Origin of the sequence: Paraburkholderia sp. BR13444, assembly GCF_040948755.1 — a bacterium.
Taxonomy (GTDB): Bacteria; Pseudomonadota; Gammaproteobacteria; order Burkholderiales; family Burkholderiaceae; genus Paraburkholderia; species Paraburkholderia youngii.
The window spans coordinates 74,719-92,749 of the sequence record NZ_JBFPKM010000010.1; the positions used below are offsets into that span (position 1 = coordinate 74,719).

Sequence of the window (18,031 nt, forward strand, 5' to 3'; positions counted from 1 at the left end):
TCGATCGCTTCCACGCTTGCGCCGCGACGCGCTTTTATTCGCTTTTACTCTTTTGCTCGCGCGTTCGCCGACTTGATGCGGCGCAAAGCCGCCAGCTTATTTGGCGACCGGCATCGTGAACTCTGCGCCCTTCGCAATGCTGTCGGGCCAGCGCTGCATGATGCTCTTGTAGCGCGTATAGAACCGCACGCCTTCCTCGCCGTACGCGTGATGATCGCCGAACAGCGACTTCTTCCAGCCGCCGAACGAATGCCAGGCCATCGGCACCGGAATCGGCACGTTGATGCCGACCATGCCGATCTCGATCTGCCGGGAAAACGCGCGCGCAATGCCGCCGTCAGACGTAAATAGCGATACGCCGTTCGCAAACTGATTCGCATTGATCAGCTCGACCGCCGAGGCAAAGTCGGGCACGCGCACGACGCACAGCACCGGTCCGAAGATTTCTTCGCGGTAGATCTTCATGTCGGGCGACACTTCGTCGAACAGCGTCCCGCCGAGGAAAAAGCCCTTCTCGTGCCCCACGACCTGATGAGCGCGTCCATCGACGACGAGCTTCGCGCCCGCGGCGACGCCAGCGTCGATATAGCCGACCACCTTGTCCCGATGCGCGCCGGTGACGAGCGGCCCCATCTCGGCCGCCGCTTCCATGCCGTTGAGGATCTTCAGGCTCTTCACGCGCGGCGTCAGACGCTCGATCAGTTCATCGGCGATATGCCCCACCGCGACCGCCACCGAAATGGCCATGCAGCGCTCGCCGGCCGAACCGTAGGCGGCGCCGATCAGTGCATCGACAGCCTGGTCGAGATCGGCGTCGGGCATTACGACGAGATGATTCTTCGCCCCGCCCAACGCCTGCACCCGCTTGCCGTGCTTCGTGCCTTCCGTGTAGATGTATTCGGCGATCGGCGTCGAGCCGACGAACGACAGCGCGCTCACTTCGGGATGCACGAGCAGCGCATCCACTGCGACTTTGTCGCCGTGCACGACGTTGAACACGCCGTCCGGCAGGCCCGCTTCCTTCAGCAGTTCGGCGAGCCGGATCGATGCGGACGGATCGCGTTCGGACGGCTTCAACACGAAGGTGTTGCCGCACGCGAGTGCGACCGGGAACATCCAGCACGGCACCATCATCGGGAAATTGAACGGCGTGATGCCGGCGACCACGCCGAGCGGCTGGCGCAGATTCCAGTTGTCGATGCCCCCGCCGATCTGATCGGTGAAATCGGTCTTCAGCAGATTCGGGATGCCGCACGCGAATTCGACGATTTCGATGCCGCGCATCACTTCGCCCTTGGCGTCGGAAAACACCTTGCCGTGCTCGCGCGTGATCAGCTCCGCGAGTTCGTCGTGATGGCGGTCAAGCAGTTCCTTGAACTTGAACAGCACCCGCGCGCGTTTGATCGGCGCGGTTTCGCTCCATGCGGGAAACGCGGCTTTGGCCGCGGCAACAGCAGCGTCCACCTCGGCGACGCTCGCGAGCGGCACGCGCGCGCTGACGCTGCCGAGCGCCGGATTGAAGACGTCGCCGAAGCGCCCGCTCGTGCCTTCGACGGTCTTGCCGTTGATGAAATGGCTCAGCGCGCGTGCGCTCGCCGCGCTGCGTGCGGCGTCGTGCTGCGCGGTTGCGTCGGAATATGTCTCGCTCATCTCGTTCCTCTTTTGCTGTGAAATCTCCCGCTTCGCGCTCGATACCGCGCGCCGAAGCATTGCTCAACGCTCAGCGTACGGCGTCTACGAGCGACAAATCCAATGAGTAATGCTCAACTGCGCTATAAGCCGCGCTAATATCAGGATATGGATCTGACTCTGCTTAGGGCTTTCGTCACCGTCGCACGCGAGGGCAACCTCACGCGCGCCGCGGTGCAGCTACATCTGACCCAACCCGCCGTCAGCCTGCAAATCAAGCACTTGCAGGAAACGCTCGGCGTGACGCTGTTCACGCGGACTTCGCACGGGCTCGCGCTGACGCGCGACGGCCAGGCGCTGCTGCCGCACGCCGAACGCGCGCTCGGCGCGGCAGCCGACGTACAGCGCGCCGCGCAGACGCTCCGCCAGGAAGTGCGCGGGCGCCTGCGCATCGGCACCATTCTCGACCCCGAGTTTTTGCGCCTGGGCGGCTTCCTGAAGCAACTCGTCGAGACCTGCCCGCAGATCGAAACCGCGCTGCGCCACGGCATGTCGGGCTGGGTACGCGAGCAGATTCGGGCGGGCGAGCTCGACGTCGGCTATTACATCGGCCTGCCCTCCGACGACGACACCCGCGACGGCGCCACGTTTCACGCGGTCACGCTCACGCATTTCCAGTATCGCGTGCTCGCGCCGGCGGGCTGGAAAGATCGCGTGAAGGGTGCGCGGGACTGGCGCTCGCTCGCGGCGCTGCCGTGGATCTGGACGCCGCCGGCGTCCGCGCACAACCGGCTGCTGTCGCGCTGTTTCGGCGAGGCGGGTGTGAAACCGGTCAAGGTGGCCGAGGTGGACCAGGAGCCGTCGATGCTCGATCTGGTCAAGTCGGGAGTCGGACTCACGCTTGCGCGCGACGCAACCGCAATCGCCGAGGCGCATGCGCACGCGCTGACGATCGTCGATGGCATCACCGTGCCGACGCAGCTGAGCTTCATCACGCTCGACGAGCGCAAAGACGAGCCGGCGATCGCGGCGGCCTTGAAGCTGATCGATCAGCAGTGGGCGATCTGAGCGAGGACCGTCTGACGCGCTGCGATATGAGTCTCGCTAATGCCCGCACTCGTCCCACCTGCCGCCCGGGCTGAAAGCATTCCGTCACGAAGTTTTTGCTAGATTGTCGGTTTGCGCTCGCGCAGCGCCCTCGTAGCGCTTTCCGTTCCGCCCGACTTCGTCCCTTCCGGGCGGCTTCTCCCCGGCACCACCAGCGGCCCCGGAAGCCGTCGATCACTCCGCCCATCCAAAGGAGCCCACATGGCACGCAACATCGAAATCAAAGCCCGCGCCCAGCATTTCGACCAACTGCGCGAGCGCGCCGCGCAGCTCGCGACGGACGCGCCGCTGATCTTTCGCCAGCAGGACTTTTTCTACGACGTGCCGCGCGGCCGCCTGAAGCTGCGCCAGTTCGACGACGGCACGCCGGCCGAACTGATCTTCTACCAGCGCGACGACCGAGACGGCCCGAAGGCGTCGTACTACACGCGCAGTCCGGTCACGAACCCCGAAGCGATGCATGCGCTGCTCGCGACCGCGCTGACCACGCGCGGCATCGTCTCGAAAGAGCGGCACGTGTATCTGAGCGGGCGCACGCGGATTCATCTGGATCGCGTCGACGGTCTCGGCGATTTCGTCGAACTCGAAGTGGTGCTCGCGCAGGACGACGACGAAGAAGGCGGCCACGCCGAAGCGGAAGCGCTGTTCAAGAGCCTCGGCGTATCCCAGGCGGATCTGGTGCCGGTCGCGTATGTCGATCTGCTGAATGCGGACGACGAGCCGAAGCGAGCGGCATAAGGATCGCGTCACTGCAGGGGCCGCGGCGGCACGCGCGCGGCCCCCTCTGCCGGCTTGTCGACACCCGCCGGCAACGGCCTAAAACCTTCAAACCGGCGCAGCCCCCGGCGCAAGATGCCCGAGCGGCAACGGCCCATTGCGCTTGAACGTGGTCAGCACGATATTCGAGCGCACGCTATCGACACCCGGCACGCGCATCAGCTTCTTCATCACGAAGGTCGACAGATAATTCAGATCCGGCGCGACGATGCGCAGCAGATAGTCGGCATCGCCGACGACCGCGTGACACTCCAGTACTTCGGGCAGCACGTCGATCTGCTGCTGAAACTGCTCGATGATCGAATCGCCGTGATGCTTCAGCTTCAGGCTCGTGAAAGCGGTGACGCCGAGGCCGAGCTTTTCGGGCCGCAACACGACCCGATAGCCATCCACCACGCCGACCTGTTCCAGCCGCTGCAGCCGTCGCCCAATCTGCGACGGCGACAGCGGCACCTGCTCGGCCAACTGCTGATGCGTGGCGCGGCCAAAGCGCTGCAGCACGTCGAGCAGCGCGAGATCGAAGTGGTCGAGTTCAAGCATGTTGATATCCCGCATAAATTGGCTAGTTAACGCACGATTATTGCATACCTCTTGGTTTTCACGCCTAACTTGCGCCCATTCCGCATGTACTCCGCTCTACACTCGCATGTACCGATTTCCTGCGATTTCCCCGTTAAAGCTTCGCCATGTCCGCCGCCAACACCGCCAAACTCAAAGAACAGTTCGACGCCGGTCTCGAGACCCGAGCCGACTTTACGATCGACCAGCCGCTCGGACGCTACGGCACGGTTGACCATGCGGTCTGGCGACAACTGTACGCGCGCCAAACCGCCTTGCTGGAAGGCCGTGCGTGCGATGAATTCCTCGCGGGCGTCGAGCGTATCGGCCTGCCGTCGGAGCGCGTGCCGTCTTTCGACGACGTCAACGCGAAGCTGACACCCTCAACCGGCTGGCGCATCGTCGCCGTGCCCGGCCTCGTGCCGGATCAGGTGTTCTTCGAGCATCTGGCGAATCGCCGCTTTCCGGTTACGTGGTGGATGCGCCGACCCGACCAGCTCGACTACCTGCAGGAGCCCGACTGCTTTCACGATCTGTTCGGCCATGTGCCGCTATTGATCAACCCGGTGTTTGCCGACTACATGCACGCGTACGGCCGCGCCGCGCTCGCCGCCAATGAAGCGGGCGCGCTGCCGCTGCTCGCGCGGCTCTATTGGTACACAGTGGAGTTCGGGCTGATCCGCGATGCCGCGAGTCCGAACGGCGTGAAGATCTACGGCGCCGGCATCGTCTCGAGCAAGGCCGAGACGGTATACAGCGAGCAAAGCGCGGCGCCGAACCGGCTCGGCTTCGCGCTGGAACGTGTGATGCGCACGCGTTACCGCATCGATACGTTCCAGCAAACCTACTTCGTCATCGATGACTTCGCGCAACTGTTCCGCGTCGCACAAACGGACTTCGCGCCGCTGCTGGCGAAGCTCGCCCATGCACCGGCCTACGCAGCGGGCGACGTGCTCGACGGCGACCGCGTGATCTCGCGCGGAACCCGAGAGGGATGGCAAACCAGCGGCGACGTTTAAACGCCAAGCCGCCTTAGACCCACCCGGCCCGGCGCACGGCGAGCGTTGCACAATCGTGAAAAAATACCGGTTTCGCCCGCCTGCCGGCGAGCGTGTTCGACCAACGAGGTGACTCCATGATTCAGAAACTGACTTCCGACGAGCGCACCCAGCAACTGGCCAAACTGGATCGCTGGGAAAGCGTGGCGGAGCGTGACGCGATTCGCCGCAGCTTCGAATTCGCCGACTTCAACGAGGCGTTCGGCTTCATGACGCGCGTGGCGATCAAGGCGCAGGAAATGGATCATCATCCGGAGTGGTTCAACGTGTACAACAAGGTCGATATCACGCTGTCCACCCATGAAGCGAACGGCGTGACCGAACGCGACATCGCGCTTGCGACATTCATCGACAGTGTTACTACCTAATACAAATTGCGGGCCCTTATGCGTGTTTATATACAACTTGCCGCGTAATCGGTCCACAATGAAAGGACAATGCAGGCAATATCCTGGGCAAACCTTCAGTTTTACAGGCTATCTTTAAGTTGAACGTAAGCTTCCCAGGCCTGCCTTGCAATCGGGTCAAAACGATCGAGTGATAGCGACTTCTGACGCTGTACAATCAGCAGCGCATACGGCTTGGATAGTGCGCTTGCCTCCTTGCACAGAACGTGTTCGTCGCCGCTCGAAGGTGAGCGGGCGCGCCAGAAGTTGATCGCGGCTTCCAGTTCGTGAATGCTGATCTCGGACATGACTTCGTGATGACTGGCACGGCGCTTCGAGTCGGCTCGACAGCTGCTTCGTGGGGCCCCTGCCACCGCGTCGCACGCTGGCTGTGTTGCAGGCGCCCCGGCGAACCGCTTGCCAAAACGCCTAAACCCATTGTACTTGAGCGAAATCCATGCGACTCCTTCTGATCGAAGATGACCGCCCCATCGCACGCGGCATCCAAAGCAGTCTCGAACAAGCCGGCTTCACCGTCGACATGGTCCATGACGGCATCTTTGCCGAACAGGCCCTCACCCAAAACCGCCACGAACTCGTGATCCTCGATCTGGGTCTGCCGGGTATCGACGGCATGACGCTGCTGTCGCGTTTCCGCCAGAGCAACCGTCACACGCCGGTGATCATCCTGACCGCGCGCGACGAATTGAACGACCGCGTGCAAGGCCTGAACTCCGGCGCGGACGACTACATGCTGAAGCCGTTCGAGCCGGCCGAGCTGGAAGCGCGCATTCGCGCGGTGATGCGCCGCAGCGGTCCGCACGGTGACATGCCGCGTCCGGAAGTGTCACTGGGTGGCGTGCGGCTGTCGGGCGTCGACCGCCGCATCTTCAACGACGACAAACCGCTCGAACTGTCGCCGCGCGAATTCGCAGTGCTCGAAATGCTGCTGCTGCGTCACGGCCGCGTCGTCAGCAAGGCGCAATTGCAGGATCACCTGACGCACTTCGGCGGCGATCTCGGCGATACCGCGATCGAAGTCTATGTGCACCGTGTGCGCAAGAAGCTCGAGAACTGCCGTGTCGAAATCGTCACCGTGCGTGGCTTTGGCTATCTGTTGCAGGAAATCCGCCAAGCCGCATGATCGTCGTGAAGGCCGCGCATTGCGTCGCGGCCTGACTGCGCCGGACCGGCGCCGCGCATCGGCTGTGCCCGCTGCGCGTCGTGCCGGCCACCGGACTGCCTCAAGGCGCTTCGCGCCGTTGCTACCGCAGTTTCCACCGCAGTCACAACTTTCCCGCGCCTAAGATCATGCACCAGCCGGCCGCCAATAGTCTGCGCCGCACGCTGCTGCGGCGCCTCGCTGCTCCCCTGTCGCTGCTCGCGCTGATGAGCGGCCTGATCGCCTACTGGCTCGCCTGGCAGTACACGCAGCACGTGGTCGACCGTTCGCTCGCGGACCTCGCGACCGCTATTTCCAAACAGATCCAGATTGCCGGACCGGAAGCGCCGATCACGGTGCCGCCGCTCGCGCAAGCGATGTTCTCCGACCCGGTTGAACATCTGGTCTACCGGATCAGCACCGGCGACAGCGAAATCGCCGGCGACCATAATCTGCCGCTGCAAGGCACCAACGTGCGCCGCATGCATTACGCGTACGTATTCGAGACGCAGCACGAAGGCGTGACCGTGCGGGTCGCTCAGGTGCGCGTCGATCAGCCGAGCGGCAATCCGATCGTCGTCGAAGTCGGGCAGCCCGTGCATCACCGCTACCGCATCGCCGCGGAGTTCCTGATCGCGATCATGATGCCGTTGCTGCTGCTGCTGCTCGCCGGCTGGGTGATCGTGTGGCGCGTCGTCAATCAGCAGCTCAATCCGCTGACCGCGCTCGCCGATTCGCTGAACCGGCAAACGCACACGTCGCTCGAGCCGGTCGATGAAACCTATGTGCCGGTCGAGATCCGTCCGCTGACGGGCGCGCTGAACGCGCTGCTCGATCGTCTGAAAGCCGCCCTCGATGCGCAACGCAAATTCATCGCCGATGCCGCGCATCAGCTGCGCACGCCGCTAACCGCGGTTAAGCTGCATGCGGAGCAGGCGGTGGTCGCGCGCGATCCGCAGCAGACGCTCGCCGCCGTGCGTGAACTGCGCGCCGCGGCCGATCGCGCCGTGCGGTTGTCGAATCAATTGCTGTCCCTCGCGCGCGCCGAGCCGGGCGAACAGGCGGCCCGCTTCGTCAATCTCGACATGGCCGCGCTCGCCTTCGATACGGGCGCCGAATGGGTGCCGCGCGCGCTAGCGGTACACGTGGACCTCGGCTTCCAGCGCCTCGACGATCCGTCGAACGACACCCCGTTGATGGCGCGCGGCAACCCGGTACTGCTGCACGAAGTGATCGCGAATCTGCTCGATAACGCGCTGAAGTATGTGCCGCCTTCGCGGGCCGACGGCGGACGCATCACGGTGACGGTTTCGCAGACCCTGATCGACGATCTGCGCATGGCCGAGATCGTCGTCGAAGACAACGGGCCGGGCGTGCCGCGTTCGCAGCAGGCGGATCTGTTCAAGCGGTTCTTCCGCGGCGACGGGCAGACCGAGGCGGGCGTCGAAAGCGGCGCGGGTCTGGGCCTTGCGATCGTCCACGACATCATGGTGCTGCATCACGGCAGCGTGCATTACGAGGACGCGCCGGAGGGTGGCGCACGCTTTATCGTGAGGATTCCGTTGCTGCCGCCCAGCGCGTCGGCAGACGCTGCCACCGCCAGCGATGCCAACGAGCGACGCGCCACGAAAAAACCGGCGCACTCGGCGCCGGTTGATTTGTAGAAGGTTCGTCGGGCTGCCCCGGCGGCGTTCGCCTTGGCGCCTCGATCAGCGCGGACAGCTAACGCCGCGCGCCGGCCCGTGGCTCATTTCTTCTTCGATTTCTTCGCCGATTTGCTGGACTTCTGGTCCTTGTCGGCACCTTTACCCGACTTGCCGCCGCCCTTGCCCTTTTGCGGCGGCGCCAGCATCGTGCCGCGGCACTTGCGCGCGCCGCAACGGCATTCGTATTCCTTCTTCAGCTTCTTCGTCTGCCGCGCGTCGATCACGAGGCCGTAGTCGTAAAAGATTTCCTCGCCCTCCGCGATATCGCGCAGCGCATGCACGTACACGTGTCCGTCGATTTCCTCGGCTTCGCAGTTCGGCGCGCATGAATGATTGATCCAGCGCGCGCTATTGCCATTCACCTTGCCGTCGATAACCTTGCCGTTATCCAGCGCGAAATAAAACGTGTGATTCGGTTCAGCCGGATCATGCGGATGACGGCGCAACGCTTCTTTCCAGGTAATCCGCTCGCCCTTGTATTCGATCAGTCGTTCGCCCGCCGCGATCGGTTCGAGAGCGAACACGCCTTTGCCGTGCACACCCGAACGGCGCACGGCGATCCTGCGTGAATTCATTGAATGAATCCTTGTGAAGAACTGGGGGATCAAGTCTGGCAATCGTCAGGCGCGTCTCGCGCGCGGCTTTTTCTGACGCGAATAGCAAACGCGGCGCCCTGCGAGCGCCGCGTCGACTTGCGACGCGCATCGCGCCACAACCGGCATCCTACACGCTGTCGACGGCTTCCTTCAACCGTCAGCCGATGCGTGTGTTCAACGTGCGACGAGCGTCACCGTTGACCGAACGTAATGTCGCCGAACAGCGCCTTCTGGTCGCGCGGTTGCGAACGCCAGTACTGCGGCGGCGCTTCGACGGTCGCGCCGAGGTTGGCGGCCGCATGCCACGGCCAGCGCGGGTTATAGAGCAGCGCACGAGCCAGCGCGATCAGGTCGGCATCGCCCGCTTCGATCAGCTGCTCGGCGTGCAGCGGATCGGTGATGAGCCCGACGCCGATCGTCGCGAGACCGGTTGCGTGCTTGACCGCCTTCGCGAATGGAATCTGATAGCCCGGCTCGAGCGGAATTTTCTGCAGCGGCGACACGCCGCCCGACGACACGTCGATCCAGTCGCAGCCGCGCCTTTCCAGCTCGTGCGCAAACGCGATCGTGTCTTCCAGCGTCCAGCCGCCTTCGACCCAGTCGGTCGCCGACACGCGCACGCCGACCGGTTTGTCGGCAGGGAATGCGGCCCGCACGATGTCGAAGATTTCGAGCGGGAAACGCATGCGGTTTTCCAGCGAGCCGCCATAGTCGTCGGTGCGCTGATTCGCGATCGGTGACAGGAACTGATGCAGCAGATAGCCATGCGCAGCATGCACTTCGAGCGCATCGATGCCAAGACGCGCAGCGCGGCGCGCGGACGCGGCGAACGCCTCGCGAATCCGGTGCAGGCCGGCGACATCGAGCGCAAGCGGCGGCTCCTCGCCTGGCTTGTGCGGCAGCGCCGACGGCGCATGCGGCAGCCACCCGCCTTGCGACACCGGAATCAGCTGGCCGCCTTCCCACGGCACATGGCTGGACGCCTTGCGGCCCGCGTGCGCCAGTTGCATCGTCACGTTGATGTGCGAATGCTTGCGGATCGCGGCCAGCACCGGCACGAGCGCCTCTTCGGTCGAGTCGTCCCACAAACCGAGATCGCCGGGGGTGATGCGGCCATCCGGTTCGACGGCGGTCGCTTCGATGCACAGCATGCCCGCACCGGACAGCGCGAGCCCGCCGAGGTGAATCATGTGCCATGCGGTCGCTTCGCCGCGCTCGGCGGAGTACTGGCACATCGGGGAGACGACGATACGGTTGGGAAGCGTCACGCTGCGCAGCGTGAGCGGAGAAAAAAGCGCGCTCATGGATTACGTCCAGTGAAAGCCCGAGAGCGATCGAGCATAGCACCGCACGCGGTTTGCTGCAGAAAGGGGACACCTCGCTGGCCACTTACGTCGCCATGCGGCCAGCCATTCAGACCTTCGTCTCGACCTGATCGAGCCATTCGCCGAACATGCGGCACCCGGCGGCTTCGAGCGCGGGACCGTATCGAGCGGTGTCGGCGCGCAACTGACGCGCGTCGATGCCGTGACCCGACAGTTCATTGGCATTGCCAATCAGCCAGGGTTCGAACCGATCGGTGCGGATCTCGGGATGACACTGCAAGCCCAGCACGTGATCGCCCCATGCGAAGGCCTGATTCTCGCAGGCCGGAGTCGATGCGAGACGGGTCGCGTTGGTGGGCAGATCGAAGGTGTCGCCGTGCCAATGCAGCATCGACGTATGAGCGCCATCGAGATGACGCAGTGGCGAGGCGCGGCCCGCATCGGTCAGCGTAAGCGGTGCCCAGCCTAGTTCGGCCTGAGCCGCGGGGTAGACGCGCGCACCGAGCGCCCGGGCGATCAGCTGTGCGCCAAGGCAGATACCAAGTGTCGGCAACCCGGCCGCGATGCGCTTTTCGATCAACGACAGCAGCGGCGCGAGCGTGGGGTACAGCGCATCGTCGGTGGCACTGATGGGGCCGCCCAGCACGACCATCAGCGACGCGGCAATCGGATTGGGCGCCTCGATACGGGCAACGCCCACGTCGAGATAGCGGACCGGACGCCCGCGCTCGCCGAGCACGAGCTCGAGACTGCCCAGATCCTCGAAGTGCACATGGCGGATGGCGAGTACTTCCCGATTCATCGGCCTGCCCTATCTTCAGGTTGACTAACGAGTTGCCGCCAACGACTTTATCCTTGCACGGCACCAGCCGGCAAGCAGGCGGCGTATACCGCCCGCCGTAGCCGGCCAGGTCATGTTAGCGGATTGCCGGTTATTGGGCGAAGATCCTCCAGGTCTTCTTCTGGGTGGCGATGTCCGCCGTTTCGTGCACGGAGCAGTCGAGACGCACATCGGTATCCGACATGTTCAGGTCGAGCAGCGCGCAATGATGCGGCGTCTTCTTCGGATTCTTGCTTGCCTGGAAATGCGTGCAGCTCAGGCACATACGATGCGACGGAATCGTGTTTTGCGCTTCGAGCTGATAGATGGTCTTGAGCAGCGTGCGATAGAACACCGACTGTTCGTCCTCGCGTAGCGTGCCGACCGCCTTGGACAGGAAGTCCGGCCATTGCGCGGCGCGTTTGGCAGCGGTGCGGCCACGCGAGGTCAGGCGTACCGCGAGCGCGCGACCGTCGTCGAGTGCGCGACGCTTTTCGACGAGACCCTTGGTCTCGAGCGTGCTGACCGCATCGCTGGTGGTCGCGGCGGTCAACGCCGTTTCGCGCGCGATCTCGCCGAGACGCATCGGCCCCTTGCGTTGCATCAACAGCACGAGGATCTCACCCTGGGTCGGCGTCAGGCCCGCGCCTTCCGCCCATTCCCAAGCCTGGCTTCGCATCGCCGTGCTCAATCGCAAGAGGCTGTGGGTCACTCGCCCGTTTGCCTGTTCTCCGTATACGCCTTCGCTCATAATCTTCGATTCGTTTATTTACCGCTTTGGTGCGATGCCGGCGGTTGCCTGCCGGGGTACACCCGTCGCGTGTGTGGGTAGCTTCGTCCAACCGCGGATGAAGCCGTTTGTACTATCTCAAAAATACACCGCCTTGGAAGCCGAAGGCGGCGAAAAACGACATTCTATGCGAGACCTGCAAATCGTACAGCTAACTTATCCAACGCGAGCTGTGGATAAGCAGGGGAAAACGTTTGGATAGCCTGTGTACCGTTTTGCAACAAGGACTTGCAGCGTGTCGAGCGTTTCCTCGGTTGCCCTTGCCAGGCGTGGCCGGAGCGCCTCTCGTCAGCCTGGTTATCAATTCCCCAGAGCATTGACTTTGCAGGTATTTATTCAGTTGTCCACAGCCTTTGACGACGCCTGCTCACTGCCCCTAGGCTGGTATACGTAAACTTTCGACAAACCTGAAGGGTTGCGCGCACGAAAAGTCATAAAAATTTTTTTACGAAAAAAAACCCGCACGGGGCGGGTTTCGTCGGAACGTCGCGCAACTGCCGCACGCAAACGGTTTCATGAGGTATTCGCGGCTAGGCTCGCCACTGCAAACACTGCTGCCGAACCGCTTCATGCAAGGACTTCTCCTGCGCAAACACGCTGCGCAGCCACGTCGCGTCGTTGACCTGGCCACGCGCGATCGCGCCGACTTCGGCCAGCGCATTGACCGAGCCGAGCGCTTCTGCATGCGATCCGATCTGTTCGAGCGTTTCGAGGATATCTTCGGAAATCGTCTTTCGTTCACCGGTTTGCGGATTGATGCAGGTGCCGCCGAGTCCGAAACGGCAGGCTTCGAAACGGTTGAACGTGTAGACCAGATAGTCGTCTTCCTGCGGCGTGATCGGCTTGTCGAGCAGCAAATGACGCGCGAGCGTCTGGATGTAGCAGGCGATCGCCGCGGCGCGATCCACCGAAAACGGCGTATCCATCACCCGAACCTCGATCGTGCCGAACCCCGGCTTCGGACGGATATCCCAGTAGAAATCCTTCATGCTGTTGACCACGCCCGTGTGGACCATCTTCGAGAAATACTCCTCGAAGCTGTCCCACGTCAGCACGAACGGCGCGCGGCCCGACAGCGGAAACGCGAACACGGAATTCAGTCGTGCCGAATGAAATCCGGTATCGACACCCTGTACGAAAGGCGACGACGCGGACAGCGCAATGAAATGCGGGATGAAGCGCGACATCGAATGCAGCAGATACAGCGCGCTGTTCGGATTCGGGCAACCGATGTGCACGTGCTGGCCGAACACCGTGAACTGCTTCGCGAGATAGCCGTACAGCTCGGAAAGATACTGAAAACGCGGCGTATCGACGATCTGCCGCTCGCTCCATTGCTGGAAGGGATGCGTTCCGCCGCCGCACAGACCGACGTTCAGATGGTCGGCCGCGGATACCAGCGTGTCACGAATCTTGCGCAGATCGGCGACCGCCTGTTCGTGCGACGTGCAGATGCCGGTCGACAGCTCGATCATGCTTTCGGTGATTTCCGGCGTGATGTTGCCGGGGATTTTTTCGTCCTTGATGAGGCGCAGCAAATCGGTGCCAGCTTTGGTCAGATCATAGTCGTGCGTATTGACGATCTGCATTTCGAGTTCGACACCGAACGTGAACGGTTTCGAATCGATGAAGGGTTCGAGTGACATGGCGTCCCCTGAGTCAGGTCGTTTGAGGCGAAGGAATTGAAAAGACGGGTTCGTGAAACGCGCATGGCACCCACGCGCGTTTCACGCTCACCCCACGCGCCGCTCGGCGACGAGCGCGAGGCTGCGATAGACGAGCCACGGCCCGAGAATCTGCAGCACGAAAATCGAACACATGACGATCGCGCGCAGTTGCGGATCGAAGCTCGGATACAGGTTGTACGTGTCGTCGACGAGCAGATACGCGAGCGCCGACATCGGTGACAACGACAGGCCGAGTGCGATGCCCTGCTTCAGGTTCAGGCCGCTCGGCTTCGCGAAAGCCAGCACGCCGACCAGCTTCGCGACGAGACGAGCAACGATCAGGCCCAGCGCCGCGACTCCGCCCAACGCGATGTGCCTCCATTCGAACGACGTCAGCGTCAGCACGAACAGGATCACCGTCAGCAGCCACCCCGCGGTGCCGAAATGCTGCGGCCACAACTGCGGACGCGCTTCGTGATTCTTGACGATGATGCCCGCGGCGAGCAGCGCGAGAATCGTCGATAGCTTGAACAGATGCGCGATTGCGATCGCAAGCAGCACGAGACCGAACAGCGCGACGAACGAATGCTCGTCGTGCATGTTCAGGCGCCGATAGAAGAACGTACAGGTGCGCGCGAGCAGATATGCGAGCACGAGCGAGCCGACCAGCAGGTACAACGGCTGCAGGATCGTCGCGAACACGTTGCCGTAAACCTCCTGATGCAGCCAGCTCGACACGAGCTTTTCGATCACGACCGCGTACATGCTGTTCAGCGCGGTCAAGGTCAGAAGACGCTGCGTGACCTGGCCTTCGGCGCGCAGTTCGGTTTTGAGCTGGATCACCATCGCGGGAGATGTCGCCATCGCGATCGCGGCCAGCACGGTCGCGACCATCAGCGGCACGTGAAGGAATAGGAGCACCGGCAGCACCAGCACGAAAGTCAGCGTGGCTTCGGCCACGCTCGACAGAATCAGCCACGGATTACGGCGGATCCAGCGCAGATCGAGCCGGCTGCCCAGTTCGAACAGCAACAGGCCGAGCGCGACGTCGAGCAGCGGCCGCGCGGCGCTCGCGGAATCCGCATCGATTACGCCAAAACCGGCCCCGCCGGCTATGAGGCCGATCACCGCATAGCCGGAAATGCGCGGTAAATGCCACGCGCGAAAGCAAAGCTCGCCGCACAGACCAGCGACAAGCAATGCGAGACCTGCCCAGAAAATGGCGTCTGGTGAAAGCGGCCACGCTGGCAGAAACGAAAACGCCGAATTCATCGTAATGGGTTCTCCTTGGCAGCAACGGCAGACGACACGAACCGGCGCACACGCACGCCGTGGCACGAGCGAAACGAGAGCGCTCGTTGTCGCAAGCGCTTCGCGAAGTCAGCGTTGCGAGGTTTCAATGATCGGATGATCGGAATGCGCCGCGGCCGCAAAAAACCGCACTGAGTCGGGCACATTCACGGGATGCGGCAGTAGCAACAGGCACGGTGAAGGAACGCCGTCGACCTGAATCAGATTCTGTTTGACCGGCACCGTTCCGTTGCTGCGCGTGCCGTCAGATGCGGTGGCACGACGCGGAAAAGAACCGGGATTGTGCCATAGCTTGTTCCGCGTTAACCGAAAACACGTTAACTCGCTGGCAAAACGGTAAAAAAGTACGTTATTTTCATACCGAACGGAAAAAGCGACCTTTTTTCGAGGTATCCCGTCAATTTCAACAACATCGCGAACGGTGAATCCGCTCCCTGGCGTCACGTCCGCGTGCGTGACCTTGATGCGCGGTTTGGTCTGCGTTTCTTTCGCTCCTCCCAGGTTAACGGCGCGCATCGAGTTAATCCGTTTACGTGAGCTCGAACGAAATTCATCCAGCCCGATAGGCGGGGCGCTAGCCCCCGTCTTTGCTGTTTACTGGTTTACCGTATGTATACGTAGTAACAGTTAACAAGCTGCCTCGGTTTCTGTGGATAACCTATGTTTACCGAAATAAATCATCAGGTTGTCGGCCGCATAACCGGATGGACAGCATGTGCGGCTGCGGCCGGTATACGCGAGCAACTTTTCGCACTTTTTCTCGATGTCCCAGTTACCCCGTTTACGTCCACAACGGCTCCACACCACTTGCGCCGGTTAACTGCGCGGTTATCCACAGGTTGCGGTGGATAAGCGGAGGTGTCGGTTAACGTGGTTTACAGCGCGGGCGGAGTTAACGTGCCGGGCGTTAACTCTGCCGCGATGGTCGAAGCCGGTTAACCGATCGTCCCCTGCCGCAACGAACGCAGCAGAAAACGCGCGGGGTCGATGTCCTCGGCGAGATCGCGTTCCAGCGGCCACGGCTCGCCTTCGATCTGTGATGCGATCAGTTCAGCGCCGAGCGCGGCCCATACCAGCCCGCGAGAACCATAAGCGAATGCGCCGTATAGACCATCGACGCGCGGCAGATCGAGCGGCCATGCGCCGCGCAGGCGGGCAGCATCGCGTGCGGCAGCGGCTTCGTCGGCGAGCTGGCCGATCATCGGCATGCGGTCCGAGGTCACGCAGCGAAACGCAACGCGTCCGCTGAGCGAGGTCAGCGAGGCGTCATCGAGTGCGCTTGCGAATGACGGCAGCATCTGCGCGACGCGCTCGAGATTCTCGCGGTGACCGTCCGCGCGCAGCGACGTGTCGTGGTCGTCGAGCTCATAGGTCGCGCCTGTCAGCGTGACGCCGTTCGCGAGCGGCACGGCATAGCCCTCGCCGATCACCGGCAGCGCGAGCGGCGCGACGGTCCCCGCCGGCAGCAAGCTCAACTGACCGCGAATGCTGCGAGTCGGCGCATGACGCAAGCCAGCGATGCGCGCAGCTTCATGCGCACCGGCGACGATCACGACCGGCGCTCGCGCGACCACCTTTCCCGCGATATCGAACACGGTCCACTGGTCGCCGCAACGTTCGAGCCGCGCGACGTCGACGCCGAAGCGTCGTTCGAGCAAGCCGCCTGCCGATGCCAATTGCGCCGCGCAAAGAGAGGCGGGATCGATCCAGCCGCCGCGCGGAAAGAACCAGCCGCCACGCGCGAGCGGCATGCCGGCAAGTTGCGCTGCATCGTCCGCGGAGACCGGCGTCACGTAGTCGGACGGATAGCGAAACGTGGCGATGGCCGCGCCGATCGCGCGCGATTCGTCGTCGTCCGCGGCGATCTGCAGTAGGCCGCGATCTCCGCGGGCCAGTCGATGCCCTGCGTTTTCGAGTGCGGTCCAACGATTGAGCGAGTACAGAAAGCCCGCTCGCGTGACGCGCGACGCGACACTGTCGTCGCGCGAAATCATTGGGTGGAATACGCCGGCCGGATTGCCCGACGCATCCTGCGCAACCGACCCATGCCGCTCGAGCGAAGTCACGCGCCAGCCGCGTGCCGCAAGCCGTTCGATCACTGCGCAGCCGGCCAGCCCCGCTCCGATCACGACCGCATGTCGTTCATCATGGCCGAACGGCGCGGGCGGTTCATAACGGCGCACACGCCAGCGCGGCGCGAAGCGTCCGACCAGCATCGCGCGTTTCCAGCCGAAGCCGTCGACCTTGCGATACTCGAAGCCGCATTGCGTCAACGCGCGCTTGACGTCGCCCGCGCTGCTATAGGTGGAGAAGGTCGCGTCGTCGCCGGCGACGCGCGCGAGCGCCTTGAAGATCGCCGGACTCCACAGTTCGGGATTTTTCGCGGGCGCGAAACCATCGAGATAAAAAGCATCGGCACGCAGCCGCAATGCGGGCAGGCTGTCGAGCGCATCGGCGAAGATCAACGTCAGCACGACGCGGCCGCCTTCGAATTCCAGCCGGTGCGTACCGGGCACGAGCATCGGCCATGCGTTCGCGAGCGTGTCCGCGAGTTGGGCGATCAGCGGATCGGAGATCGTCGATGCGTGGACGCGGCGCAGATCGGCGGCGCTAAACGGATGCTTCTCTGTCGACACGAAATGCAGCCGCTCGCAGCGTGCGGGATCGGCGCGCCACGCGGCCCACGTGACGAGAAAGTTGATGCCGATGCCAAAGCCGGTTTCGAGCACGGTGAAGGTTCGACGGCTCTGCCATCTTTCGGGCAATTCGTTGCCGCGCAGAAAGACGTAGCGAGCCTGCTCGAGCGCGCCGACGGCGCTGTGATAGATGTCGTCGTAGTGCGGTGAAAAGGGGCTGCCGTTGTCGCGGAAAGCGAGGACGGCGGGGATCAGCGGATCGGTCATGCGCGACGGGAAAACACGCTCAAAAGATCGCTCGAAAGAGCGGGTTCGATGGTCGGAGTCGGCGCGCGCCGCGCGCGAGTCGCCGCAAGAGACCCATCAGGACGCTTTCAGACGCTTTGCTGCGTTGGCAAAAACCAACGCTAACCCCCGCCAGGACTGGGTTTCAGCCCTCGTTTAGGGGGTGCTGAAGGGCAAAATTTCGATTTACTTGCAAGAACGGCCCGAAAACCGTGCAA

General features: G+C 63.0%; 17 protein-coding genes. 6 read left to right on the forward strand and 11 right to left on the reverse strand.

What is annotated here, in order from left to right; genetic code table 11:
* Positions 1 to 96: 96 nt before the first annotated feature.
* Positions 97 to 1,650: a CoA-acylating methylmalonate-semialdehyde dehydrogenase gene (locus tag AB3X95_RS26085; protein WP_176125368.1), complete on the reverse strand. Its 1,554-nt coding sequence runs from the start codon at positions 1,648 to 1,650 to the stop codon at positions 97 to 99.
* Positions 1,651 to 1,797: 147 nt separating this feature from the next.
* On the opposite strand from AB3X95_RS26085, the gene AB3X95_RS26090 reads away from it, so the two are divergent.
* Together AB3X95_RS26090 and AB3X95_RS26095 are read left to right on the forward strand one after the other, a co-directional pair.
* The gene (locus AB3X95_RS26090; RefSeq protein ID WP_368622933.1) at positions 1,798 to 2,697 is read left to right on the forward strand and encodes a LysR family transcriptional regulator; all 900 of its coding nucleotides are present in this window, start codon (positions 1,798 to 1,800) and stop codon (positions 2,695 to 2,697) included.
* A 240-nt stretch (positions 2,698 to 2,937) separates the two neighbouring features.
* Positions 2,938 to 3,474, forward strand: a complete 537-nt coding sequence (locus AB3X95_RS26095) for a class IV adenylate cyclase (protein ID WP_176125366.1) — start codon at positions 2,938 to 2,940, stop codon at positions 3,472 to 3,474.
* An 87-nt stretch (positions 3,475 to 3,561) separates the two neighbouring features.
* On the opposite strand, the gene AB3X95_RS26100 is transcribed toward AB3X95_RS26095, so the two are convergent.
* Positions 3,562 to 4,053, reverse strand: a complete 492-nt coding sequence (locus tag AB3X95_RS26100; protein WP_013090976.1) for an Lrp/AsnC family transcriptional regulator — start codon at positions 4,051 to 4,053, stop codon at positions 3,562 to 3,564.
* Positions 4,054 to 4,199: 146 nt separating this feature from the next.
* Here AB3X95_RS26100 and phhA point away from each other — a divergent pair, with 146 nt between their 5' ends.
* Both phhA and AB3X95_RS26110 read left to right on the forward strand, forming a co-directional pair.
* The gene (phhA, locus tag AB3X95_RS26105; protein WP_368622934.1) at positions 4,200 to 5,090 is read left to right on the forward strand and encodes a phenylalanine 4-monooxygenase; all 891 of its coding nucleotides are present in this window, start codon (positions 4,200 to 4,202) and stop codon (positions 5,088 to 5,090) included.
* Positions 5,091 to 5,182: 92 nt separating this feature from the next.
* Positions 5,183 to 5,497, forward strand: coding sequence for a 4a-hydroxytetrahydrobiopterin dehydratase (locus AB3X95_RS26110; protein WP_368611160.1), 315 nt, complete (start codon positions 5,183 to 5,185; stop codon positions 5,495 to 5,497).
* A 101-nt stretch (positions 5,498 to 5,598) separates the two neighbouring features.
* Here AB3X95_RS26110 and AB3X95_RS26115 read toward each other — a convergent pair whose 3' ends face one another.
* Positions 5,599 to 5,823, reverse strand: coding sequence for a DUF3717 domain-containing protein (locus AB3X95_RS26115; protein WP_176109909.1), 225 nt, complete (start codon positions 5,821 to 5,823; stop codon positions 5,599 to 5,601).
* A gap of 149 nt (positions 5,824 to 5,972) precedes the next feature.
* On the opposite strand from AB3X95_RS26115, the gene AB3X95_RS26120 reads away from it, so the two are divergent.
* Entirely contained in the window at positions 5,973 to 6,659 is a 687-nt protein-coding gene (locus AB3X95_RS26120; RefSeq protein ID WP_013090980.1) for a response regulator transcription factor, read from the forward strand.
* A gap of 167 nt (positions 6,660 to 6,826) precedes the next feature.
* Positions 6,827 to 8,341 (forward strand): sensor histidine kinase, encoded by a 1,515-nt coding sequence (locus tag AB3X95_RS26125; protein ID WP_176125363.1) that lies wholly within the window; start codon positions 6,827 to 6,829, stop codon positions 8,339 to 8,341.
* An 83-nt stretch (positions 8,342 to 8,424) separates the two neighbouring features.
* Here AB3X95_RS26125 and AB3X95_RS26130 read toward each other — a convergent pair whose 3' ends face one another.
* The 8 genes from AB3X95_RS26130 to mnmC all read right to left on the reverse strand — a co-directional run bounded on the left by AB3X95_RS26130 (position 8,425) and on the right by mnmC (position 17,795).
* On the reverse strand, positions 8,425 to 8,958 hold the full coding sequence (locus AB3X95_RS26130; RefSeq protein ID WP_176125362.1) for an SET domain-containing protein: 534 nt from the start codon (positions 8,956 to 8,958) through the stop codon (positions 8,425 to 8,427).
* A gap of 212 nt (positions 8,959 to 9,170) precedes the next feature.
* Positions 9,171 to 10,283 (reverse strand): NADH:flavin oxidoreductase/NADH oxidase, encoded by a 1,113-nt coding sequence (locus AB3X95_RS26135; RefSeq protein WP_176368613.1) that lies wholly within the window; start codon positions 10,281 to 10,283, stop codon positions 9,171 to 9,173.
* A gap of 109 nt (positions 10,284 to 10,392) precedes the next feature.
* On the reverse strand, positions 10,393 to 11,106 hold the full coding sequence (locus AB3X95_RS26140) for a glutamine amidotransferase (protein ID WP_368598819.1): 714 nt from the start codon (positions 11,104 to 11,106) through the stop codon (positions 10,393 to 10,395).
* Between the two features lie 130 nt (positions 11,107 to 11,236).
* Positions 11,237 to 11,875, reverse strand: a complete 639-nt coding sequence (locus AB3X95_RS26145; protein WP_368622935.1) for a MarR family winged helix-turn-helix transcriptional regulator — start codon at positions 11,873 to 11,875, stop codon at positions 11,237 to 11,239.
* A gap of 569 nt (positions 11,876 to 12,444) precedes the next feature.
* Positions 12,445 to 13,560 carry a YbdK family carboxylate-amine ligase gene (locus tag AB3X95_RS26150; protein ID WP_176125359.1) on the reverse strand — a complete coding sequence of 372 codons (1,116 nt, stop codon included), beginning with the start codon at positions 13,558 to 13,560 and terminating at the stop codon, positions 12,445 to 12,447.
* A gap of 87 nt (positions 13,561 to 13,647) precedes the next feature.
* Complete coding sequence (locus AB3X95_RS26155; RefSeq protein ID WP_368622936.1) at positions 13,648 to 14,853, reverse strand: cation:proton antiporter; 1,206 nt, start codon at positions 14,851 to 14,853, stop codon at positions 13,648 to 13,650.
* A gap of 108 nt (positions 14,854 to 14,961) precedes the next feature.
* Positions 14,962 to 15,408 carry a hypothetical protein gene (locus tag AB3X95_RS26160; RefSeq protein ID WP_184226306.1) on the reverse strand — a complete coding sequence of 149 codons (447 nt, stop codon included), beginning with the start codon at positions 15,406 to 15,408 and terminating at the stop codon, positions 14,962 to 14,964.
* 419 nt (positions 15,409 to 15,827) lie between these two features.
* Positions 15,828 to 17,795: a bifunctional tRNA (5-methylaminomethyl-2-thiouridine)(34)-methyltransferase MnmD/FAD-dependent 5-carboxymethylaminomethyl-2-thiouridine(34) oxidoreductase MnmC gene (gene mnmC / locus AB3X95_RS26165; protein ID WP_368622937.1), complete on the reverse strand. Its 1,968-nt coding sequence runs from the start codon at positions 17,793 to 17,795 to the stop codon at positions 15,828 to 15,830.
* Positions 17,796 to 18,031: the final 236 nt, after the last annotated feature.